At 36.9% G+C, this 22297-nt stretch carries 23 protein-coding genes; 10 read left to right on the plus strand and 13 right to left on the minus strand.

Annotated features, from left to right (window positions below):
- Nucleotides 1-30: 30 nt before the first annotated feature.
- The 5 genes from U9M49_RS12005 to bshB2 all read left to right on the plus strand — a co-directional run bounded on the left by U9M49_RS12005 (nucleotide 31) and on the right by bshB2 (nucleotide 2944).
- Nucleotides 31-231: a helix-turn-helix transcriptional regulator gene (locus U9M49_RS12005; protein WP_095371481.1), complete on the plus strand. Its 201-nt coding sequence runs from the start codon at nucleotides 31-33 to the stop codon at nucleotides 229-231.
- Nucleotides 215-772 (plus strand): peptide deformylase, encoded by a 558-nt coding sequence (gene def / locus U9M49_RS12010; protein WP_095371480.1) that lies wholly within the window; start codon nucleotides 215-217, stop codon nucleotides 770-772. Before U9M49_RS12005 ends, def begins: the two co-directional genes overlap by 17 nt.
- A 105-nt stretch (nucleotides 773-877) precedes the next feature.
- On the plus strand, nucleotides 878-1705 hold the full coding sequence (pdxK, locus tag U9M49_RS12015; protein ID WP_322909866.1) for a pyridoxine/pyridoxal/pyridoxamine kinase: 828 nt from the start codon (nucleotides 878-880) through the stop codon (nucleotides 1703-1705).
- A gap of 192 nt (nucleotides 1706-1897) precedes the next feature.
- A complete protein-coding gene (locus tag U9M49_RS12020; protein ID WP_370873353.1) occupies nucleotides 1898-2251 on the plus strand; it encodes a YojF family protein in 354 nt (117 codons plus the stop codon).
- Between the two features lie 21 nt (nucleotides 2252-2272).
- Nucleotides 2273-2944 (plus strand): bacillithiol biosynthesis deacetylase BshB2, encoded by a 672-nt coding sequence (gene bshB2 / locus U9M49_RS12025; RefSeq protein ID WP_095371477.1) that lies wholly within the window; start codon nucleotides 2273-2275, stop codon nucleotides 2942-2944.
- 61 nt (nucleotides 2945-3005) lie between these two features.
- Here the strand turns inward: bshB2 and U9M49_RS12030 are convergent, their stop codons facing one another.
- Nucleotides 3006-3518 (minus strand): SRPBCC family protein, encoded by a 513-nt coding sequence (locus tag U9M49_RS12030; protein ID WP_095371476.1) that lies wholly within the window; start codon nucleotides 3516-3518, stop codon nucleotides 3006-3008.
- A gap of 117 nt (nucleotides 3519-3635) precedes the next feature.
- A complete protein-coding gene (locus U9M49_RS12035; protein WP_233435339.1) occupies nucleotides 3636-4700 on the minus strand; it encodes a PQQ-dependent sugar dehydrogenase in 1065 nt (354 codons plus the stop codon).
- Between the two features lie 96 nt (nucleotides 4701-4796).
- Between U9M49_RS12035 and U9M49_RS12040 the strand changes: the two genes are divergently transcribed.
- The 3 genes from U9M49_RS12040 to U9M49_RS12050 all read left to right on the plus strand — a co-directional run bounded on the left by U9M49_RS12040 (nucleotide 4797) and on the right by U9M49_RS12050 (nucleotide 9057).
- Nucleotides 4797-6116 carry a short-chain fatty acid transporter gene (locus tag U9M49_RS12040; RefSeq protein ID WP_095371475.1) on the plus strand — a complete coding sequence of 440 codons (1320 nt, stop codon included), beginning with the start codon at nucleotides 4797-4799 and terminating at the stop codon, nucleotides 6114-6116.
- 438 nt (nucleotides 6117-6554) lie between these two features.
- A complete protein-coding gene (locus U9M49_RS12045) occupies nucleotides 6555-7349 on the plus strand; it encodes a MerR family transcriptional regulator (protein WP_095371474.1) in 795 nt (264 codons plus the stop codon).
- Nucleotides 7324-9057, plus strand: coding sequence for an ABC transporter ATP-binding protein (locus U9M49_RS12050; protein WP_095371473.1), 1734 nt, complete (start codon nucleotides 7324-7326; stop codon nucleotides 9055-9057). The genes U9M49_RS12045 and U9M49_RS12050 overlap by 26 nt, the downstream gene beginning before the upstream one ends.
- A 36-nt stretch (nucleotides 9058-9093) precedes the next feature.
- On the opposite strand, the gene U9M49_RS12055 is transcribed toward U9M49_RS12050, so the two are convergent.
- The 4 genes from U9M49_RS12055 to U9M49_RS12070 are packed head-to-tail and all read right to left on the minus strand — an operon-like array spanning nucleotide 9094 to nucleotide 11508.
- Complete coding sequence (locus U9M49_RS12055; protein WP_322909867.1) at nucleotides 9094-9546, minus strand: hypothetical protein; 453 nt, start codon at nucleotides 9544-9546, stop codon at nucleotides 9094-9096.
- A complete protein-coding gene (locus tag U9M49_RS12060; protein ID WP_322909868.1) occupies nucleotides 9503-9853 on the minus strand; it encodes an ATP-binding cassette domain-containing protein in 351 nt (116 codons plus the stop codon). The genes U9M49_RS12055 and U9M49_RS12060 overlap by 44 nt, the downstream gene beginning before the upstream one ends.
- Nucleotides 9854-9898: 45 nt before the next feature.
- Nucleotides 9899-10696: an ABC transporter permease gene (locus tag U9M49_RS12065; protein WP_095371471.1), complete on the minus strand. Its 798-nt coding sequence runs from the start codon at nucleotides 10694-10696 to the stop codon at nucleotides 9899-9901.
- An 8-nt stretch (nucleotides 10697-10704) separates the two neighbouring features.
- Nucleotides 10705-11508 (minus strand): ABC transporter permease, encoded by an 804-nt coding sequence (locus U9M49_RS12070; protein WP_095371470.1) that lies wholly within the window; start codon nucleotides 11506-11508, stop codon nucleotides 10705-10707.
- Between the two features lie 206 nt (nucleotides 11509-11714).
- Here U9M49_RS12070 and U9M49_RS12075 point away from each other — a divergent pair, with 206 nt between their 5' ends.
- Nucleotides 11715-13055, plus strand: a complete 1341-nt coding sequence (locus U9M49_RS12075) for a YjiH family protein (protein ID WP_095371469.1) — start codon at nucleotides 11715-11717, stop codon at nucleotides 13053-13055.
- 64 nt (nucleotides 13056-13119) lie between these two features.
- Here U9M49_RS12075 and U9M49_RS12080 read toward each other — a convergent pair whose 3' ends face one another.
- From U9M49_RS12080 to U9M49_RS12105, 6 genes are all read right to left on the minus strand, one after another.
- Nucleotides 13120-13452, minus strand: coding sequence for a hypothetical protein (locus U9M49_RS12080; protein ID WP_095371468.1), 333 nt, complete (start codon nucleotides 13450-13452; stop codon nucleotides 13120-13122).
- A 130-nt stretch (nucleotides 13453-13582) separates the two neighbouring features.
- Entirely contained in the window at nucleotides 13583-14059 is a 477-nt protein-coding gene (ybaK, locus tag U9M49_RS12085; protein ID WP_322909871.1) for a Cys-tRNA(Pro) deacylase, read from the minus strand.
- Nucleotides 14060-14107: 48 nt separating this feature from the next.
- A complete protein-coding gene (locus U9M49_RS12090; RefSeq protein WP_095371466.1) occupies nucleotides 14108-15769 on the minus strand; it encodes a glycoside hydrolase family 13 protein in 1662 nt (553 codons plus the stop codon).
- Between the two features lie 20 nt (nucleotides 15770-15789).
- Entirely contained in the window at nucleotides 15790-16686 is an 897-nt protein-coding gene (locus U9M49_RS12095) for an NAD(P)/FAD-dependent oxidoreductase (protein WP_095371465.1), read from the minus strand.
- Between the two features lie 526 nt (nucleotides 16687-17212).
- A complete protein-coding gene (locus U9M49_RS12100; RefSeq protein ID WP_095371463.1) occupies nucleotides 17213-17794 on the minus strand; it encodes a hypothetical protein in 582 nt (193 codons plus the stop codon).
- Between the two features lie 10 nt (nucleotides 17795-17804).
- Nucleotides 17805-18980: a ParM/StbA family protein gene (locus U9M49_RS12105; RefSeq protein ID WP_095371462.1), complete on the minus strand. Its 1176-nt coding sequence runs from the start codon at nucleotides 18978-18980 to the stop codon at nucleotides 17805-17807.
- 724 nt (nucleotides 18981-19704) lie between these two features.
- On the opposite strand from U9M49_RS12105, the gene U9M49_RS12110 reads away from it, so the two are divergent.
- Nucleotides 19705-21192, plus strand: a complete 1488-nt coding sequence (locus U9M49_RS12110) for a peptide MFS transporter (RefSeq protein WP_095371461.1) — start codon at nucleotides 19705-19707, stop codon at nucleotides 21190-21192.
- A 49-nt stretch (nucleotides 21193-21241) separates the two neighbouring features.
- Here the strand turns inward: U9M49_RS12110 and U9M49_RS12115 are convergent, their stop codons facing one another.
- Nucleotides 21242-22231, minus strand: coding sequence for an ornithine cyclodeaminase family protein (locus tag U9M49_RS12115; RefSeq protein ID WP_095371460.1), 990 nt, complete (start codon nucleotides 22229-22231; stop codon nucleotides 21242-21244).
- Nucleotides 22232-22297 lie beyond the last annotated feature (66 nt).

Here is a 22297-nt window from a genome sequence, read left to right on the forward strand (position 1 = left end):
AACCTTTGACAGGAGAGGCAGGACTACGATTTGAAAAACCGGATAAAACCGCTAAGAATACAGCTGCGCTTAACACAAGAGGCATTAGCAAAGGAATGCAACGTTAGTAGGCAGACCATTAATTGTATTGAAAACGATAAATATGACCCAACTTTAGCGCTCGCCTTCAAAATTGCAAGGTCATTACAGACAAATGTAGAAGAGGTTTTTAACTATGAGGAAAATTTCTAAAGATACGATAATTACCATGAAAGATTTTGTCGATGAAAAGCATGAGATTCTTCATCAACCAATAGAGGATTTAAGGTTACCGGCAACTGAGGAAGATTTAGCGGAGCTACAAGCGATGCTCGTATACTTACGAAATAGTCAGGATGAGAAATTAGCTAAGAAATACAAATTACGCCCTGGCACTGGCTTATCAGCCAATCAAATCGGCATTGCTAAACGAATGTTCGCTGCTAAATATGAAGATGAAAAAGGGCAATCATATGAATACCAATTGATTAACCCGAAGATTATCAGTCATTCAACAAATATTATTTGTATTCCAGAAGGAGAAGGCTGCTTATCAGTTAATCGTGAAGTATTCGGCCAAGTGCCACGGTATGAAAAAATTAAAGTTAGAGCGTATAATGAAAAAGGTGAGGAAGTCACACTCTCTTTTAAAGGGTTTGCCTCTATTCTTATGCAACATGAGCTCGATCATCTAAACGGTATTATGTTTTACGAGCGAATTGATAAAAATCAACCAATTATAAATAAAATATAACCAGATTCACTATATTAAAATAGAGACCATATACATTTTTAAAATAATTGTTATAATGATGATAAAATGCATGTCTAATCTATCACTCCAGGGAGGAAACGTCAGATGACTATGAAAAAAGTCTTAACTATAGCTGGATCAGATTCTAGTGGTGGTGCGGGGATTCAAGCTGATTTGAAAACTTTTCAAGAGCTTGGTGTGTACGGAATGTCAGCACTTACTACTATTGTAACAATGGACCCTAAAAACGACTGGCATCATAATGTTTTTCCAATTGAAATTAGTACATTAGAGGCTCAAATTGAAACCATCCTTTCTGTTGGCATAGATGCAATGAAAACAGGTATGCTTGGTTCAGTGGAAATTATTGAAACAGCTGCCAAAACAATTAAAGAGAGTGGCATTCCTGCAGTTATTGATCCAGTAATGGTATGTAAAGGCGAAGATGAAGTACTACATCCTGAAACAGCGGATGCCCTTCGTGAGGTACTCGTTCCTTTAGCAACCGTTGTGACACCAAATCTTTTTGAAGCATCACAACTTGCACAAGTGAAACCGATCAAAACAATTGAAGAAATGAAAAAAGCGGCGGAAAAGATTCATGCACTTGGTCCAAAATATGTCATCATTAAAGGTGGCAGTAAGTTGCAATCTGAAAAAGCCATTGACCTTTTATTTGATGGAGAAAATTTCACAATCTTACAGGCTGAACTGATTAATACGCCTTACATCCATGGGGCAGGGTGCACTTTCTCAAGTGCCATCACTGCTGAACTGGCAAAGGGCAAATCGGTAACAGAAGCAATCGATGTAGCCAAAGATTTTATCACTGCAGCCATTACACATGGATTCAAACTAAATGAATATGTTGGACCAACAATGCACGGTGCTTACCGTACTTTTGGTGCGGATCGTACGAAGGTTGAACAATAATAACATTTTAAGGAGAATGTCTCTCGAGTGAGCATTCTCCTTTTTGTTTCTTGATCAATTCTTCTAATCATGCTGCTCCCTGAGTCACACATTATGCAAAACCACTTTTTTTTTAGTAAAATAAAAGAATCAAATGGATAGCTTAATTCTCATTTTGACAAATTATATAGAAATGCTTTTCGAAAGGGGGAAATGAATTTGGATATCGTCATGAAAGAACAAGTACAGCTGGCTTTGGATGAACGTGCAAATAAGGACGTTTATATCCACCTTGAAACAACAAACGGTGCTTACGCTTCACACTTTGATGAGACTTTCTTTTCATCAGGTGCCTATATTCGTAATGCCAAACTAAAATATATTCATAGTAAAATCGCCGGAAACGGACCTTACAGAATCGGGTTAAAAACTGACATCGGTTGGGTGTATGCGGAAGGCATTACCCATTATGAAATAGATGAACATGATCGCTTATTAATGGCTGGTCATGATTTTAAAGGTAAACTAGCGGTTTCTCTAGAAATTAGCGAAACACCCTTTGAATAAATAGCGGAAGGAGGAAGAATGATGGAAAAAGAAAGACAAGTACTTGTTATTTTTCCTCATCCAGATGATGAGGCATTTGGCGTTTCTGGTACGATTGCCAAGCATATTCAAAATGGCACACCTGTAACTTACGCATGCTTAACACTGGGTGAAATGGGTAGAAATATGGGCGATCCCCCTTTTGCGACAAGAGAATCATTGCCACATATTCGAAAACAAGAGCTTCAAAATGCCGCTAAAGCGATGGGCATAACTGACTTGAGAATGCTTGGTTATCGCGATAAAACGGTTGAATTTGAACCAGAAGATAAACTAGCACAACATATGGGTGAAATCATAGAAGAATTAAACCCCTCTTTGGTCATAACATTCTACCCGGGTTATGCAGTGCATCCAGATCATGATGCAACAGGAGCGGCAGTTATTCATGCCGTTAAAAACCTTCCAAAAGAAAAACGTCCAAAGGTATATTGCGTCGCTTTTTCTAACAATTGTGAGGAAGAAATTGGTGCGGCAGATGTTGTTCATGATGTAACAGAAGTTGCTGACATTAAATTGAATACATTAAAAGCCCATGTCTCACAAACACAGCTAATGATTAAGGAAATGGAAGAAAACCTTAAGAAACAGGACCCTGCTGTGATGGCTAGAATTAACCAAGAACGCTTTTGGACCTATCAATTTGATGAATAAATACTTTTTAAAAAAACAGAACCTCCATATACCGTTGGAAGTTCTGTTTTCTATTAAAAGCTTATTTTGTTTGATTTTCTTCAGGTCTTTCTTCTATCTGTTCGCCTTCTTTGGAGACATCTTCATCAGATATTTCTTTCGTACCTTCAAGCATATTTTTTAAATTCGTTAATTGATAGCCATCTTCACGATGTACCATGTTCACTAAAAATTTACGCAAAAGCTTCATTTTAAATCCTGTTGTTTTAATATTAGCTTCTAAATCAACCTGTGTACCTTCATCCACTTCATCAAAACGATAATAGTATTCTGCGATTAAACCGTTGGAATTGGAACGCGTTGCAAATACTTTATTTGTTTCATATGCTAATACTTCGATTTCAGATGTGATATCGGAAGCACGAACTCTTCTTGTTTCTCTCAGTTTTGTACCAACAGCTAATGGCCCATCATTGATCTTTTCTCTCTTTACTACAAGTGGCATGATCTCATGAATATTATCTATATCGACCATATAGGAAAAAACTTCTTCAACTGGTTTATGAATAATTACGGTTGTGCGAAAGTCAGACATTATGTTTTCTACAACTCCATTCGTTAACTATCTACATTCATTCTTACCATAAAGTTGGGGTCGCTGTCATCTTAGACGAATAGAAGTTTAACTGCTGTTCACTTATCGTTTTGCTACTTATCTGATTTTTAATCGATATAACCGATCATCCTGTTCTGCCGGATTGCCGCGGCCGTCTGTATTATTACTGATAAAATACAGATGATCCCCATCGACATAAACATCTCTTACTCTACCTACGTCACTTACTAAAGTAGACATTTCATTTGTCTCTAAATTTAACTGCATGACTGCGGTACCTCTTAAACTTGCTATATAAAGATTATTATCTGCATAAGCAATACCTGATGGTGCCCAGGTTGTGTCATCTCCTGAGGTGACGAGTGGGGTAATCATCCCTTCTTTTTCCTCTGTACCCGTAATTTCAGGCCAACCATAATTCCCATGTGCGGTTATTTTATTAATTTCATCATTTGCTGTTGGACCATGTTCACTTGCGTACATTTCTCCTTCATCTGTCCATGCCAAACCTTGAGGATTACGATGACCATAGCTATAAAGATAAGATTCTTTTGAAGGATTATCTTCTGGAATACTGCCATCTTTATTCATCCTTAAAATCTTTCCTGCTAACGAATTTTGATCTTGTGCAAGTTCAGGTTCTGTCGCATCTCCTGTAGTGACATATAATTTATCATCTGGACCAATCGCTAGCCTACCCCCATGATGAAAAGCACCACTCGGAATTTCATCTAAAAGTAAATCCGTTTCCACCCACACCTGTTTTTGATCATCCAATGATAATGTGACAACACGATTTAACGGTTGACCATCGAGCTCGTATGTATAATATGCAATCCCTTTTGTACCATCATCAATTAAAACAAACCCAAGTAATCCTGCTTCTTGTGCCGTTGATAATGATTTCTCTAATTCTACGGGTTGACGAGTTAATTCTCCCCCTTCAATTTTAGCAATTGTACCTGTTCTTTCGGATAAATAGAATACATCATCGCGCTTATTAATTGACCAAGGGATATCAAGGTCTTCTGCCACCACTTCTACCTTTTGCTGATTCGATACATCTACCGATTCTGGTTCTTCATCCATTTCATTGTTAGAATTACAACCCATAAGAATAAGTAGGAAACTTGCAACAAATAAAATAGTCAGTTTCTTCACTAAATCTACATCCTTTCTTTTTTTAAAATCTTGTTATATTAAAGTAATAATTTTCAGAATCATATGATAAAATTCTATCAAAAGGGGGAATGATAGATGAAAATAATTGTTAGCTTTTTTAATCGTTTAATGCAAAGATACTTACCAGACCCATTTCTATTTGTTATCATTTTAACATTTTTAGTGTTTGCACTTGGACTCATATTTACTGATAGTGGTCCATATCAAATGGTCCAATTCTGGGGTGAAGGATTCTGGGGATTATTATCTTTTGCTATGCAAATGGTGCTAGTATTAATTACCGGTCATGTATTAGCAAGCAGCGCTATATTCAAAGCTGGACTGAGTGCATTAGCTTCAAAAGCAAAAACACCTGGGCAAGCTGTTATTATTGTAACAATCATATCATTACTTGCTAGTTGGATTAACTGGGGATTTGGATTAGTCATTGGTGCTTTATTTGCCAAAGAGTTAGCGCGCCATGTAAAAGGAGTCGACTACAGGCTATTAATTGCAAGCGCTTACTCAGGCTTTGTTATATGGCATGGTGGTATTTCAGGATCAACACCGCTAACAATTGCCACTCCAGGTCATTTTTCCGAAGATTTGATTGGGATTATTCCAACAAGCGAAACCATCTTTTCATCATTTAACTTGATTATCACTATCGCACTTTTTATTGTTTTACCTATTGTCAATCGTATCATGCTTCCAGCTAAAGATGATACTGTTACGGTTGATCCAGCGTTATTAAAAGAAGATTTACCTGCAGCGACATTAGAAAGAGATTCCATGACACCAGCAGAGAAATTAGAGAATAGCCAAATACTCTCGTTACTTATTGGCGTGATGGGATTAATCTTCTTATTTTATTATTTTGTTACTAATGGTTTTGCCCTAAATTTAGATATTGTAAACTTTCTTTTTTTATTTCTTGGTATTCTCTTTCATCGTACCCCTCGTCACTTTTTGCAGGCAGTTACGAATGCTGTTAAAGGTGGCAGTGGCATTATTATTCAATTTCCGTTCTATGCAGGAATTATTGGTATGATGACAGCTTCCGGCCTAGCGGCTGTTATATCCAATGGATTTGTTTCCATTGCTAATGAACATACTTTACCATTATTTACTTTCCTGAGTGCAGGTCTTGTCAATATTTTTGTACCATCTGGTGGAGGTCAATGGGCTGTGCAAGCTCCTGTTATGTTAGACGCAGCGATCGCATTGGATGTTTCCATTCCTAAAATCGCAATGGCGGTAGCATGGGGAGATGCTTGGACGAACTTAATACAGCCTTTTTGGGCTTTACCCGCTCTTGCCATCGCAGGTCTAAAAGCAAAAGATATTATGGGCTTTTGTGTACTTACATTAATTGCTAGTGGAATCATTATTTCGTTAGGTTTCTTACTATTATAAACGAACAAATTTACGAAAAGTACTAAGTAGGATTTATGCACCAGTCTGAAGTAATTCGTGATGTAAATCCCTTCAGACTGTGTGATAATTAGATTGGTTAATCCCCATAGTAAAATTATCATTTGTCTAAAGTCTATTTCACCTATTGGTGCATTCCCTTTTACGCTCAACATCGCCTCTTTTTGCTGCCACTTGCATCTACATAACTTCTGCACACTTATCCTCTGCTAGTCATCACCTATAGGATATTTATTAGACCAAAAGATGTGTTTAACAACTCATCTACCGTTTCTTACATTTAATTCTCCAATAAGTGAGGAGAAAGGACCCAATAAATTCGACCGTTTATTGTGTTGAGCAACATCGAATAAGTTTTTTATTTTACCATTGTATCTAACGTAACGTGAGGTTTTATAATACTACATAAGGAGGGCTCTTATGACAAATGATTATTACCGTATTGGAGAGTTTGCTAAGAAAACAAATACGACCATTCGTACATTGCATTATTATGATGAGATTGGCTTATTAAAGCCCGCACGCACTAGCAAAACAGGTGATAGATATTATTCTACAAATGAAATATTAACAGTTCAAAAGATTGTTACTTTAAAATATTTAGGTTATCCATTAAATAAAATACAGAAGCTTCTCAACAACAATGAGTGGGATCTGCAACAATCTCTTTCGTTTCAACGAGAAGAGCTCGTTATCAAAAGACAGCAAATAAATCACATGATTAAAACATTAGACCATGCTCTTTCTATTTTAGAAGAAAATCAAACAGTTGATCCTAATATTTTCATTATGCTCATTAACTCCATTCAAATGGAAGCGGAGCATAAAGAATGGATGAGGAATTTTATCCCTGAGCATATGATTCAAGATATCTACAATATTTCTGATGAAAAACAACAACAATTAAACAAACGAGTCGCTAAAGAATTTGCAAACATAAAAAAGTTGGTGGGCACCGATCATAATGATGAGCATGTCCAATCAGTGGTTGCAGCCATTTGGGATATCCTCTATGACCTTTATCCCAATATAGAGGAAATCATTCTCCGCATAACAGAAATAAATGACGATATTGATCGCCATCTCGCCGAAGCTCCTGTTCTTTTCCCCTCTCCATTTACAGTGGAAGAAGAAGAATGGCTTGCCCAAGCTATCTCCATTTATCTAGAAAAGAAAGGAATGGAAAAAATTGAAGACAAAAAAGAAAACGACTAGTCTGTGGTCATTATTAAAAGGCGCAAATGTACCAAAGTGGATCATAATTGTTGCTTTGCTACTCAGCCTACTTGAAACCGCAGCAGGATTGGTCGTTCCGTTATTCACAGCTAATATGGTCGACCAGTTAGCTACATCTCGCCTTGAACTTTCGCTCATTGCATTATTAGGAGGCGCGTTCATTATCCAAACAATTGCCTCAGGTTTTTCCTTTTATTTAATGACTTATATTGGAGAGAGAATGGTTGCCTCTTTACGAAGGAAACTATGGGAACATTCCATCCATCTCCCAATTCCTTTCTTTGATAAGCATCAATCAGGAGAAACAATGAGCCGAATCACACAAGATACAAATATAGTAAAAACTTTGATTACACAACATATTATTACGTTTATAACGGGAATGATTTCAATCATTGGGGCAATTATTATTCTACTAATGATTGACTGGCGAATGACACTCATCATGCTTATTGCTGTTCCATTAGCCGTTCTTATAATCATGCCGCTCGGGCAAAAAATATATAAAGTCTCTTTATCTACCCAAGATCAAATGGCTGACTTTTCAAGCAACCTTGGTCGGGTCTTATCAGATATTCGACTTGTGAAGGCTTATCAAGCTGAAAAAACGGAGATTGAAAAAGGGAATAAAAACATTCAGCGCTTATTCCAATTTGGTTTAAAGGAAGCAAAAATCCAAGCTGTCGTCTCACCATTTATGACCTTTATTATGATGTTTGTTCTTGTGGTCCTAATTGGATATGGCGGCGTACGAGTCGCTTCAGGGGAATTATCTGCTGGTTCATTAGTAGCTATTATTATTTATATGTTCCAGATTGTTGTTCCATTTACCCAAATGGCTTCCTTCTTTACTGCTTATCAAAAAGCAATGGGTGCAACAGAAAGAATTCAGGATATGTTGAATACACCTACCGAGAATATGAATGAAGGAACAAAAGGGATAATCCATCCAGAGGAGATTACTTTTAACCAACTCCAATTCTCATATAAAGATGACCAGATTATTAAAGATATCAATTTACACATTCCAGCTGGAAAAACAACGGCATTTGTCGGTCCAAGCGGTAGCGGTAAAACGACCCTATTCGCTCTGCTCGAACGCTTTTATGGACCTAATGGCGGCCTTATTCTATTAAATGGTAAACCAGCAGAGGAGTATGCTCTTGAAAATTGGCGGGAACAAATTGGTTATGTTTCTCAGGAGAGCCCGCTGATGTCTGGCACGATTCGAGAAAACTTAACATATGGCACGAAAAGAGAAATTAGTGAAGAGGAATTACTGCAAGCAACTACACAAGCTCATGCAGCAGAGTTTATAGAGAGATTGCCAAATGGTTTAAACACTGATGTAGGTGAGCGAGGAATTAAACTCTCTGGTGGACAACGCCAACGCATTGCCATTGCTAGAGCCATTATTCGTGATCCAAAAATCCTTTTATTAGATGAAGCCACATCGAATCTTGATAGTTCATCCGAACAACTCGTACAATCAGCTCTCCAAAATTTAATGAAAGGCCGAACAACACTCGTCATTGCACACAGACTGTCAACTATCATTGATGCCGACCAAATTATTGTTCTTGAAAATGGAAAAATCACAGGAAAAGGGACACACGATGAATTGATGCAATCTCACCCTTTATACGTACAACTCGCTACAAAGCAATTAAATATCAGTCAAACTTAAGCTGAGAGAGAGGCATATACCTCTACTCAGCTTCTTTTATGACCTACTTTTAACAGGAATAGGTTGCTCAACACCGTCAAAGCCTTCTTGATAAATACGACTAATAATTGATTCAATTTCAGGCTCTTCGACAGTTAAATCTTTTATATTATGTGTTTGTGTAATTTGTGTGATAACACCCGAAGCAGATATATCTTCTCGATTAAAGCGTATCCAATACTTACCTGCTTCTACTTTAAACACTTCTGCTTTTTCAAGCGTCAATGGCTTAGAATGTTCTTCTAGATCTACTACAAGAGTACGGATTTTCCCAAATCGATTTTTCACTACTGCCATTTCTCCATCATACACTTTCTGCCCGTGATCAATTAATACCATCCTCTTACAAAGTTGCTCTATATCTTCCATATCATGGGTGGTTAAAATAACTGTAATATCGCGTTCTTTATTGATTTCTTTTATAAATGTCCGCATGCGTTCTTTCGCCACTACGTCTAACCCAATCGTTGGTTCTTGCTTGGCGGTTTTCATAAGGAACAATGCCATTTACTTTAACCGTTCCCGCACTAGGTACAAGAATTCCAGTTAACATTTTAATCGTTGTTGATTTCCCTGCACCGTTAGGTCCGATATAGCCGACCATTTCCCCTTTATCCACAGTGAAACTTACATCCTTTACCGCATGCTTCGTATAAAATTCACGTTTTACCAGACTTTTCATGGCACCAAGAAAGCCGGTCTCACGTTTCGCAACTTTAAATTCTTTCATCAACTGATCTACTTCTATGATAGCCATTCTTTACCCTCCACTCTGTTTATGACTGCCAACCTTCACTACGCTTTATGAGCCCGTACTCTTATAACGGCTAAGTCCTAGCATCCAAATGTAATAGGCAATAATGAAGAAAACAATACCAACTAATGGTGAAAAATAACCAATATTCTCTGGAAAGTATGGCGTTTCTTTACCCAAGATAACGCTTGCAGGAAAATAATTCACAAAACCAAAAGGAACAACAAACGCCGTAAACCATTGCACCATTTTTGGATAAATGACTAATGGGTAATTCGTTAAGTTTCTTGCCGGATACATCACTACCCAATAAAATTGCTCCGATTTCGTTGTCCAAAAAGCAAAAGCTGAGATAATCACGAGCAAGCCACCTTGTATAAGGACTCCACCAATCACTGCAGCTAATAAAAATAGGACATTAGCAATGGTCCAATGAATGTGCAATTCTACACTTACCCAAATAAAAATAAAGATACTAAAAATAAACTGTCCAAAGGAAGCCACATCAAATTTCATCGCCATAAAGTGAAAAAAAGGATTAATCGGCCGCACTAAGAAACGATCAAATGTACCGTTCAAAATGTATGTATCAAGACTACGAAAATGGAAAAATAAAATAATGCAAAACCCCCAAGAAAGCACAGCTATCGCAAATAAAAATAACATCTCATAAAAATTCCATGTACCTAACTCCTGAAACTGATAGAGCATTACCCACATTGTTATCGCCGTTCCTGCATACGAGGTCAGCATCCCTACAATCCTCATAAAGAAGGCAAATCGGTATTGCAGCTGGGCCCTTATACCAGCAGCAACAAGTTTAAAATATAAATCAATATATCTCATGAATGTACTTATCCCCCTTGAACAACAACCTTCTGCGATGCTTTATTCCATACTAATCTTAAAAAGATATATGTAACGACCACCCAAAACAACTGAACCCCAATAGAAGTAAGGATCTGATATCCTGCAATCTCACCTATAAAGATTGCATTTGGAATGTAATAAATACCTTGAAAGGGCAAGTATGAGGCAAAGCTCGCGAGCCAACCTGGGAAAAACCACAATGGAATAACCGAACCAGATAGTAATGACATCGCAAAATAAAAGATATCCTCAACTCCGCCGGTTTCTACTAGAAAGAAAGTTAATAATCCAAAGGCCATTTCAATACAATAACGAATTAAAAACCCAATAAAAGCGGCAAATGAAAAAGCTAACCAGATAAGTGGATCGTTAGGTAATGAAAGGTCCATGAAGAAAAATAATATAATATACAAAGGTAATAGTGCAGTAATCATATAGAAAAACACACTGCCAAAGTCTGCGAATAAATAACGTAAAGGCACATCAAAAGGACGCATTAATTCCAATGAAATATCACCCGTACGCACTTTCTCTTGTATTTCCCAGAGAGGAGTCCCAGCCCCGTTTACACCTGAGAGAAATTGACTTACTACAATATATGTAAGCATTGCTTGAAAACTGACGCCACCAGCCTCTTCTCTACCCGCATATAACGCTGTCCAGATAGAACCCCACATTAAAAGAAAGATCACATTAGAACCGAGTCTAGACCAGACATCAAATCGGTACACAGCCGAACGTAGAAAAGACTTTTTGGCAAACGTCCAATACAATCGATAATTGAACATCTACTTCCCACCTGCTTCTTTAAAAATCACGTCATCTGCAAACATTTTAACATAATTTTACTAAGACTCACCCCTTTTAGTTTGACAATTATTAAAATTGACAATAGAATAACATCTCTACCATTTTTAAGTATAAGGTTGGCAATTAATATAGAATGAATTAAAATGTAGTCTGACTTATTTTTATTAGAAGGAGACATCAACTGATGCGTAAATATAAATTATCGGATATGTTGACCTTCCTCATTCCGTCAATTTTAGGTATCTTATTCTTTATGATTCCTATTAGTATTGATGGGGAGGTAACAATTCCTATCGCTATATTATCCGGCTGGATACAGGATTTATTAAATGGATCTATTCCACTTATTATGGTCGTTATTATTGTCCTTACTTTAGTAGGAACTTTGATTGCCAAGATTTCTCCTGCTATATTCAAAAACTCACCCTTTTTAAATAACCTATTCAATGTCACATATGGATGGGTAATTGTCCGCTTCATCGGGGCTGTATTTGCTGTTCTAACATATCTTCAATGGGGAGTTGAAGCAGTTTGGTCTACAGCTACTGGTGGACTTTTATTATTTGATCTATTGCCCGTTTTATTTAGTGTATTTTTATTTGCCGGCTTACTTTTGCCGTTATTAGTCAATTTCGGTCTACTAGAGTTATTTGGTTCTTTACTTACCAAGGTAATGAGACCACTTTTCAAACTACCAGGTCGTTCAGCAGTCGACTGTGTTGCCTCTTGGATTGGAGATGGTACAATCGGAGTGCTTTTAACAAGCAAGCAATACGAAGAAGGCTTTTATACAAAAAAAGAAGCGGCTATTATTGGAACTACTTTTTCTGTTGTGTCTATCACTTTCAGTCTTGTTGTTATTTCTCAAGTTGGCTTAGGGGATTACTTTATTCCTTTCTACTTAACCATACTAGCAACAGGGATCATTGCAGCATTCATTATGCCTCGTATCCCACCACTTTCAAGAAAAGCGGATACTTATTATAAAGAGAAAGCAAAAGAAGCAGATGAGGACATTCCTAAAGGCTATAATTCTTTTACTTGGGGTATTGATTCTGCGATTAATAGAGCAAAGAAAAATAAAGATGTTAAGGCTTTCTTCACCGATGGCTTTAAAAATATTTTAGATATGTGGATGGGTGTTGCACCAATTGTTATGGCCCTCGGCACACTCGCGTTAATTTTAGCTGAATATACGCCTATCTTCACTTGGATAGGAATGCCATTTATTCCTATTTTAGAGCTTTTAGGACTACCTGAAGCTGCTGCCGCATCTGAAACATTATTCGTTGGGTTTGCAGATATGTTTTTACCTTCTGTCATGGGGGCAGGAATAGAAAGTGAAATGACACGGTTTGTCATCGCTGCTCTATCCGTATCACAGCTCATTTATATGTCTGAAGTTGGTGGATTACTACTAGGTTCTAAAATTCCTGTATCTTTCTTTGACTTAGTATTAATTTTTATTCTTAGAACAGTTATTGCTTTACCAGTTATTACATTGGTTGCTCATTTTATTTTTTAACCCCGTTATTCTTTCTCGGGAAATAATTTTATTCGCCACCTGTCATTCCTAACAGGTGGCGTTTTTATATACATTGAATAGATTGAACTTTTGATAGATGTATAACTAAAAAGATCCATCGGTTATGATAAAACCTCCAACCATACAACGTTTGCCCCTTTACGAAGGTTGGACAAAACCAAAGTTGTTCTCCATTTTTAAGCGCCATACAGTGAATACGATATAATCCTTTCACACAAATTTGTTTCAAAATGAATTCAGGTTGTTCTTCAGGTAGATTGGGCATTTTTTTTGGCGGTTTATAAGAAGGGGGCGTTTGCTGGAATGTACCTATATCCATATTTTTTAACAGTTTCCCTTTAATACCTTTTGGTTCATGTACGTTAAAATGACTCATATTAATCACCTCATGCACATCTTATGTGAAAAGTGACTATTTGGCCTCACACCTCTTTAGAAATTACTATAATCCCTATCCAGAAAACAAAAAAATGCCTGCAGTAACATCTTCTGAGGCATTTGGTATTTTATTGAGCGATCTCGTATAATTCTGCACTTCTCATTTTAATGAGGACTTGCAACCTTAATTCTATCTGAGTACCTAATTTACCCCCACTAACAATCATACTTTTCAAATCCTTTGCTGATGCATCGATAATAGTAGGATATTGTTTTTTCATACCAATTGGTGAACAACCGCCACGAATATAGCCGGTAATCTTCTGAATATCTTTCACATGGATCATTTCAATTTTCTTCTCACCTGACGCCTTAGCAGCCTTTTTCATATCCAGTTCCTTATCGACTGGAATAACAAAGACATAGTTTTGTTTACTTGCACCGACTGTCACTAATGTTTTAAAAACCGTTTGACCTGATTTCCCCGTTTTTTCTGCCACCGAAAGACCATCTATTTTTCCATCCGCGACATCATAAGTCATGATCTCATAGCTTACTTTCGACTGATCTAATAACCGCATCGCATTTGTTTTTCCTTTTGCCATTCATCTACATCTCCTAGAAATAACGAAAAAATATATATTTATATTTGCTTATGTTCGATAAACTCTAGCTTCATATGGACGGAGTTCCATTTTCTTAGATAGCGATATATCGCCTTGTGCTTGATAGTTCCATAATAATAGCTTTGAACTATCCCTGACAAGTTGGTGATTTAAATTTAAAGTTACGTTACACTCAGACAGGTTTACTATAACCAGAAACCTCTGTTCTTCATCTTCTCTTGTATAAGCAAAAATCTGTTTATGATTTGGAAAAAGAAGATTATATTCACCCTCAATAAAAGTAGCGTGAGTTTTCCTTAAAGTAATCATCTCTTTGTAAAATTGCAATACAGAATGATTTGAATTTTTTTGGAGAGTAACATTGATTTTAGTATAATTTTCATTTGTCTCCATCCATGGTTTGCCCTCTGTAAAGCCTGCGTTTGAATCAGAACTCCACTGCATAGGTGTACGGCTATTATCACGAGAAGAAGCCCAGATGAGTTTCATAATCTCTTTGTGTGACCAGCCTTTCTGTTGTTTGTCCTTATATAGATGATGAGTGAGGATATCATAATAGGAGGACATCCCTTCGAAGTGCACATTCGTCATGCCTATTTCTTGGCCTTGATAAATAAAAGGTGTACCTTTCATAAAGAAGTACATACATGCTAAGGCTGTGGCGCTTTCATACCAATAATCTTTATCATTTCCCCAAGTTGAAACAATTCTCGGCTTATCATGATTTTCGAGAAATAGAGCATTCCAACCGTCTGAAGCTAGCGCGACTTGCCATTTTGTTAATACTTTTTTCAGAGCAATGATATCCAGGATTGGGTTTTCTTCTGCATCCCATAAACCAAGATGCTCAAATTGAAAGACCATATCCATTTTTCCTTGATCTTTACCAACCCAAAGAAGAGACTCCTCTGCACTAACCCCATTTGCCTCCCCAACCGTAACGACTGGGTACTTCCCATACGTTTCTTTTTTTAATTCTAAAAGCCAATCATGTATTCCAGGTTGATTCATATGCTTCGAGAAAGAAGGAACATATGTCTCTTGATTAGTTGGAGGGATGTCTGGTAATCCTGGGCTTTTCTTGATATGACTAATCGCATCAATTCTAAAGCCGTCTACTCCTTTTTCTAGCCACCAATTGACTGTATCGTATAGTGCATGACGCACCGCTTGATTTTCCCAGTTTAAATCTGGTTGTTTTTTAGAGAATATATGCAAATAATATTCATTCGTTTTTTCATCAAATGTCCATGCAGAACCACCAAATATACTGGCCCAGTTATTCGGCTCTTTCCCATCTTTTCCTTTTCTCCAAATATACCAATCTCGCTTTTTCGATTCCTTGCTAACTTTCGACTCTATAAACCATGCATGCTCATCACTTGTATGGTTTAAAACAAGATCAATAATTAGTCGCATACCTCTTTGATGCACTTCTTCTAATAATTGATCAAAGTCATTCATTGTCCCGTATTCAGCTAGAATTGCTTGATAATTTGAAATGTCATAGCCGTTATCATCGTTAGGAGACTGATATATCGGACAAATCCAAATCAAATCAATCCCAAGTTCTTTTAAATATGATAGGCGTTGAATAATGCCTTGTATATCCCCAATGCCGTCCCCATTTGAATCTTGAAAGCTTCGCGGATAGATTTGATAGGCAATTGCGTTTTTCCACCAAGTCACATCCCATTCCTCACCTTCTACTAACGATTAATTAATGATTTATGAATCCATATGGCCGCCTGAGAGCCTTCACCCATAGCAATTGTCACTTGTTCTGAATGAGCCACAACATCACCAGCAGCCCAAACATGAGGGACATTCGTCATTTTCGAGCGCCCATCCGTTATAATATGCTGATTACCTAAACGTTCTACTCCTAATTTTGCTGCTAAGTCTGATTTTACATGATTCCCTCCATAAGCAATAAAACCCCTCTCACCTTCTACAATCTGCCCAGATTCCAATCGAACTCCCCGAAACGATGAGCCATCTGCCAATACTTCGGCTATTTTCTCTTCAATCACTTCGATTCCTAATTTCTCTAACTGTTGATAAGTTTGTGGATAAACTTCTTTTTTCTCATCATTAACGAATATTATTGAATTCGTCCAATAAGCAAGCGTCAATGCCATATTAGCACCCGTGTTTCCAGAACCCATCACAACCGTTGTTTTATCCTTCACCTCATACCCATCACAGTCTGGACACACGTACACAGTCAAACCTAGACATGGGCCGAGCGATTCATAAGGGGGAATATGGTCCATGATTCCTGTGGCAAGTAATAACCGCATGCCTCTATATTGCTTATTACTTCTTGTGTAAATAATGAACTCCTCTTCCTCGTATACAATGTCTACCACTAGTTCATCTTGATAATGAACACCATATTTCTCTCCATGCGCTCTTCCGATTTCCCTAAGATAAGGGCCGCTTACGCCATTAGGATAACCTAATATATTATGATAACTTTGACAGATTGACGATCGACCTTGATTATCATCTAGCACTAACACTCGGTGTTTATAACGACCTAATTGAATCGCTGCCTGTAACCCTGCGATTCCACCACCAATAATGATGCATTCGTATTTCATACTCCTCACCCCTCCTCATTTTCATCTTCGTATTGTTTCCAAACGGATGAAAAAAAATGAAAAAGGGCAACAAAAACTTATTATCCACAACAAATAAATTAACTTGTGGATAAATTATATATATTCACAGGGTTATACACATACGAACAAACGCTTGGTTTAATAGCTTTTTCCTGTGATATAAATAACTTCTTCCTTTGAGTCAATTTCACCTTTTTAAGTTATCCACTTTTTATTGTGGACAACTGTTGATAAGTGCTAATATTCTTTAAATTGTTTTCGAGCGATTTGATTTTTAACTTTTTAGTTACCCAGACTTGCGGTACACTCCTTTTTACTTTGTTTATTTCTTGAGGAGCTCTTCTTTTAGTCGCGATTCTCCCCTTTTCGCTACTTATTTCTTGGAAAACTCTCTTTTTAGTCGCAATTCTCTCTCTTGTTCCCAAATAAAAGACTTGTCCTCACAGCCCCACCCAACATGGGTTTAAAAATAACAAAAAGGTTGCCCACGTCGGCAACCTTTCTGCTATTTATTCATATGTGACAAAAAACCTCCTAATAAATCATCAATATCTTCTTCTTCGGCTTCTTCCTTATGTGTTTCTGGTTCGTTTTTCTTCGCTTGATTCCAATCGAAACTATCTAGTTCATCTTCAAACGTCGCATCGTCAGCAGGTTCTTCCGCCGCAGCAGTTTCCTGCCATTCATCAACAGGGGTAACACCTGATTCTTCTTGCAAATATAATGCTTCATCGATATTAGCTGAGCCACTATTTAAAGAGGCTAATAATGCTGTGGCTCTGAGTGGGTCGGAAATAAGCTGATACACAATACTTCCGAGTAGTGCCTCAGAATGCTCATGTTTTAGCCAATCCTTTTGAACCTTTGTTAAGTGTTTCGGAAGTGGAATCGTAATAGCTTCTCTCTCATTACTCTTATTTTGATTGACTCCCGCAAGGACAATTTCTGCAACCTTACTAGAAAAATTTCTTCTCTCTGTTGTTTTTAATCTTTGTAGCTCTTTTAGTAAATAATCTGGTGTATCGGATGGTATTCGGAATGAAATTGACTGACCCCTTTTCAATTCCGAAGAAGCTGGTTTTTTCATCAAAACTCACCTAGTTTGATTTAACAGGTTTCTTATCCTGCTTATCTTTGTTTGTTCTTCTTGCATAATCTGCAACCAATTTATAATAGGCATTCGCCATCATCCAAATGCTTTCTTTTTCATCTTCAAAAAAGTCGATGTTAAAGCCATCTAAATTATTATTCAATGTCTTGAGGTAATCTTTTAGGACGATGGAACCACCACCAACAAAATAGCATATCTCAGTTTGCGAATTTTTTTGCCATACGTTTCTTAATAAACGATATTGCTTCTTCGCTAAGTCTAAAAGAATGCGATCTGTAATGTCATGAACGCTTGTGCGGCTACCTTTAACCATAATATGGTTGCGATTGTTTTTTCTTGTAATAATCTCCACGACATCGCGGCGACTATCAAGCTCTATACCATGTTTTGATCTTATTTCTTCTCTAATCGCTTCTAAAGATTCAGACACACCTAAATTAAAGCCCTGAGCTTTATCATCATCCACATTTCGATCTTTAATGACAGCGATATCTGTTGATAAACCACCAATATCTTGAATAAGTATGCGTTTATCTATTAAGTCTTTATTAATAATATTTAATTGATTGTCCATCACCAAATTAATGAATGCAGCAAAGCCTTCAGGATATACTTTAACATCATCAAATTTAATATTAACCTTTATCCCTTGGTATTTAGGTGTAATTAAAAATTCAACTTGATGAACAGAACCCATTAATTTAGAACGATAACCCGAATCCTTACCTTCTTTTGCTTCTCTCAATGGAAGTCCTGTACCTAATAAATAATTCGCATCAACCACATTACCAGATCTCTTAAATGTAGCTCCTTTTTCTTCATTAACTGCATCCAATGCCAATGCTGTAAATAACATGACCAATGTTTGATCTTCTTCAGATTTACTACTGCCTGGATCAAGCTCTGACGCGTTATCACTTTTGGTTGCTAAATGTCCCACACGATAGATTGCATTATTCTCTTTCAAAGCAGGGGAGTGGACACGAATATGTATGCCATCTAGCGGATCCTTACTATTTAGCTCTTCAATTCCAATGACTGGTCTATCCTCAATATCTCTTGCTACGACATTCGGTAAATTAAGCTCGTTCTCTACCTTACCAAAAATAGCTTTAAGCGAATCATTACCAACATCGACAGCCGCAATTCTTGCATTCGTCATCTCTTATCCAACCCTTTCATTCTCATAAATTTGAGTTAATAGTTTAAGAGTAATAGAGAATGAAGTATTAAGCAATGAAACAGGGAGAAAAGTTACCAAATCGTAAAAACGTAAACAAACAGCAAAATTACGCATACTTGTATACTTTAATGTTTACAAGAAGACAAAACTCGCACACACCTTGATATATCAACATGTATACATTTTTGCATACTTGTACACATAAGAACTATAATACGTAAACAATAACGTAAACTTGCATACTTATTTCGTTTACATGTATTCAATTACAGAATACATGTAAACACAAACCTCCCTACCTCTTAATTTGTTTATAAAAAATATTAAAGGGAACGATACTATCATGCCCTTAGGGAGGTCTATTGGAAGTGAATAAAAGATAGTATCAGAATCATTCAAGTAGAAAATACTATCAATGGTTTATAGTTCCCGCTAGTGGGTCTTCGGAATTCACATATAATTATCAAAATTTCCTGAAATGTAATCAACATGATTAGAATTTTTGATAAAGTTCACCTATTATAATTGTACCTAAAAACATATTATTTCATTATCAGAATAATCTTAATATAATTTTTTAAAAAAGGAGCATTCCCATTAAATCAATATTTATACGTTTATATGGCTAAAATATACTTATCTTTGATTTGACAAAAATCTGAAAAACATTATTATAGTATAAGTAAAAAAAGGAGGAAGTTATATGTCTGACGACAAACAACGTATTGTCGATAGTGTGCCTCAGAAGGGATTTTTTGGACATCCTAAAGGTTTATTCACACTATTTTTCACTGAATTTTGGGAGCGCTTTTCCTACTATGGAATGAGAGCCATCCTTGTTTTCTACATGTATTATGAAGTTTCACAAGGCGGTTTAGGTCTTAGTCAAACAACGGCTTTATCTATAATGTCTATATATGGTTCACTTGTTTACATGTCTGGAATCATTGGCGGTTGGTTCGCTGACAGAATATTTGGTACTTCTAAAGCTATTTTCTATGGCGGAATCCTTATTATGCTTGGACATATCGCATTGGCTATTCCTGGAAGCGTTGCCATGTTCTTTGTATCCATGGTATTAATTGTATTGGGAACTGGTTTATTAAAGCCTAATGTATCAAGTGTTGTAGGCGATATATATAGCGAAAATGATAGTCGCCGTGATGCAGGGTTCAGTATTTTCTATATGGGAATTAACCTTGGTGGTTTCCTTTCTCCTCTAATCGTTGGTTCACTAATGGATACAAGTTTCCATCTTGGATTTGGTGTGGCTGCGGTTGGTATGTTTGTTGGATTAGTCACTTTCCAAGTAACTAAGAAAAAATATTTAGGTCTAGCAGGTACTCAGGTACCTAACCCATTAGCACCAAATGAAAAGAAACGAGTATTTACACAAATAGGATTAGGTATTCTTATTGTTGCTATTCTAGTTGCTGTAGGTATTCCTACTGGATATTTAACATTTGAAAGTCTTGTCTTTATTGTCGGAATTTTAGGAGTAGGAATTCCAATTATATACTTTACTGTTATGTACAGAAGTAAGAAAACGACAGATGTGGAACGCTCAAGATTAATTGCCTATATACCTTTGTTCATTGCAGCAGTTATGTTTTGGGCAATTCAAGAGCAAGGTTCAACAATCTTAGCCAGCTATGCAGACAATCGTACGGATTTAGAATTTATGGGAATTACTATTTCCCCAGCATGGTTCCAATCTCTTAATCCTTTATTCATTATTGTATTGGCACCAATGTTTGCTTGGTTATGGGTGAAGCTTGGAGATCGTCAACCTACGATTCCACAAAAGTTCTCTCTCGGATTACTATTTGCAGGTCTTTCTTTTATCGTTATTCTTGTACCTGGATATTTCGCTTCAGAAGGTGCATTAGTAAGTCCACTTTGGTTAGTATTAAGTTATTTTATTGTTGTACTTGGTGAACTTTGTTTATCACCAGTTGGTTTATCAGCAACGACAAAACTAGCTCCAACTGCATTCTCTGCACAAACAATGAGCCTTTGGTTCTTAGCAAGTGCAGCAGCTCAAGCCATCAATGCACAAGTGGTTAGATTTTATTCAGCTGAAACAGAAGTACTTTACTTCGGTATTATTGGTGGTTTATCCATTGTCCTTTCAATCGTCCTTTTCTTGGTTGCACCAAAAATCCAGAAAAAAATGCGAGGAATTAAATAAATTCATAAAAAAGATGAACCTATACGACGGTTCATCTTTTTTCTTTTGCTTAAACCTCTACTTCTGTACCTATTCCCTGTTTTTTTGCTTTATCATATACAGCTGCTGCAGCTGCTAAGTCAAAATAAGCAGCTCCAACAGATTTGAAGAAAGTAATTTCTTCGTCTGATTCTCTTCCCTTAATGGTATGTGCTGCTAATTCTGTAAGCTCTCCATGTAGCTCATTAAAATGCCAATCACCTTTATTATTAGGAATAATAAAGTCACCAGCTTCTTCTTTTACACCTTCTATCGTATCAGCAACCACTTTACTCGCTCGTTTTAATGTTTCAACGTCCACTTCTTGCATATTAGGTAAATAGGATCCAATGCCATTGATATGTGTGCCTTGCTGCAAACTAGCTCCTTTGAATATTGGCTCCACTGCTCGTGTACTACAATTGACAATATCAGACCGTTTCACAGCATCATCAGGATCTGCTACCACTTCCACTTTCCCTTTATAATTTGGCAGGATCTCTCTCATTCGGTTATAAAAGTTCTCCGCTCTTTCCCTTGTACGGTTATATAAATATATATGATCAATATTTCTGACTTCGCATACAGCTTGTAGTTGCTCCTCTGCCATTGCACCACAACCAAGCACGGCAACAGATTTTGCGTCTTTTTTTGCTAAGTATTTTGTTGCGACGCCACTAAGCGCTCCCGTTCTTAATCTAGTTAAATAAGATGCATTCAGACAAGCCACGTGTGTACCGTTTTCTGTATCTGATAACAAGATGACACCTTGGGTTGTTTTTAACCCTTCTTTAGGGTTCTCAGGAAAGATTGTGACTATTTTTACTGCAGCTTTCTTCATTGTCTCCATTGCACTAGGCATATATAATGCCGATGCTTTTTTTGAAGGAATATCTAAAACAGTTCTTTGTGGACTCGCGATTTTACCTTGATGATGAGCAACAAGTGCTGCTTCCATATCCTCAATCGCATCTTTCATTACATATAATGTTTTAATTTCTTTCTCTGATAAAACAAGCATAAAAACATCTCCCTTACAACTATTGACCACATCTCATAAAGCCCGATACGATGACGTACCGAGCTT

The organism is Cytobacillus sp. OWB-43 (assembly GCF_034651445.1).
GTDB classification, from domain to species: domain Bacteria; phylum Bacillota; class Bacilli; order Bacillales; family Cytobacillaceae; genus Cytobacillus; species Cytobacillus kochii.

Excerpts from the sequence above, each read along its gene's own strand:
- bshB2 (WP_095371477.1), top strand. The coding sequence starts at position 2,273 with ATGGAAAAAGAAAGACAAGTACTTGTTATTTTTCCTCATCCAGATGAT.
- U9M49_RS12075 (WP_095371469.1), top strand. The coding sequence starts at position 11,715 with ATGCGTAAATATAAATTATCGGATATGTTGACCTTCCTCATTCCGTCA.
- U9M49_RS12110 (WP_095371461.1), top strand. The coding sequence starts at position 19,705 with ATGTCTGACGACAAACAACGTATTGTCGATAGTGTGCCTCAGAAGGGA.
- ybaK (WP_322909871.1), bottom strand. The coding sequence starts at position 14,059 with ATGGCAAAAGGAAAAACAAATGCGATGCGGTTATTAGATCAGTCGAAA.
- U9M49_RS12060 (WP_322909868.1), bottom strand. The coding sequence starts at position 9,853 with ATGGCTATCATAGAAGTAGATCAGTTGATGAAAGAATTTAAAGTTGCG.
- pdxK (WP_322909866.1), top strand. The coding sequence starts at position 878 with ATGACTATGAAAAAAGTCTTAACTATAGCTGGATCAGATTCTAGTGGT.
- U9M49_RS12115 (WP_095371460.1), bottom strand. The coding sequence starts at position 22,231 with ATGCTTGTTTTATCAGAGAAAGAAATTAAAACATTATATGTAATGAAA.
- U9M49_RS12045 (WP_095371474.1), top strand. The coding sequence starts at position 6,555 with ATGACAAATGATTATTACCGTATTGGAGAGTTTGCTAAGAAAACAAAT.
- U9M49_RS12030 (WP_095371476.1), bottom strand. The coding sequence starts at position 3,518 with ATGTCTGACTTTCGCACAACCGTAATTATTCATAAACCAGTTGAAGAA.
- U9M49_RS12100 (WP_095371463.1), bottom strand. The coding sequence starts at position 17,794 with ATGAAAAAACCAGCTTCTTCGGAATTGAAAAGGGGTCAGTCAATTTCA.
- U9M49_RS12070 (WP_095371470.1), bottom strand. The coding sequence starts at position 11,508 with ATGTTCAATTATCGATTGTATTGGACGTTTGCCAAAAAGTCTTTTCTA.
- U9M49_RS12065 (WP_095371471.1), bottom strand. The coding sequence starts at position 10,696 with ATGAGATATATTGATTTATATTTTAAACTTGTTGCTGCTGGTATAAGG.
- U9M49_RS12020 (WP_370873353.1), top strand. The coding sequence starts at position 1,898 with ATGAATTTGGATATCGTCATGAAAGAACAAGTACAGCTGGCTTTGGAT.
- def (WP_095371480.1), top strand. The coding sequence starts at position 215 with ATGAGGAAAATTTCTAAAGATACGATAATTACCATGAAAGATTTTGTC.
- U9M49_RS12040 (WP_095371475.1), top strand. The coding sequence starts at position 4,797 with ATGAAAATAATTGTTAGCTTTTTTAATCGTTTAATGCAAAGATACTTA.
- U9M49_RS12095 (WP_095371465.1), bottom strand. The coding sequence starts at position 16,686 with ATGAAATACGAATGCATCATTATTGGTGGTGGAATCGCAGGGTTACAG.
- U9M49_RS12105 (WP_095371462.1), bottom strand. The coding sequence starts at position 18,980 with ATGACGAATGCAAGAATTGCGGCTGTCGATGTTGGTAATGATTCGCTT.
- U9M49_RS12080 (WP_095371468.1), bottom strand. The coding sequence starts at position 13,452 with ATGAGTCATTTTAACGTACATGAACCAAAAGGTATTAAAGGGAAACTG.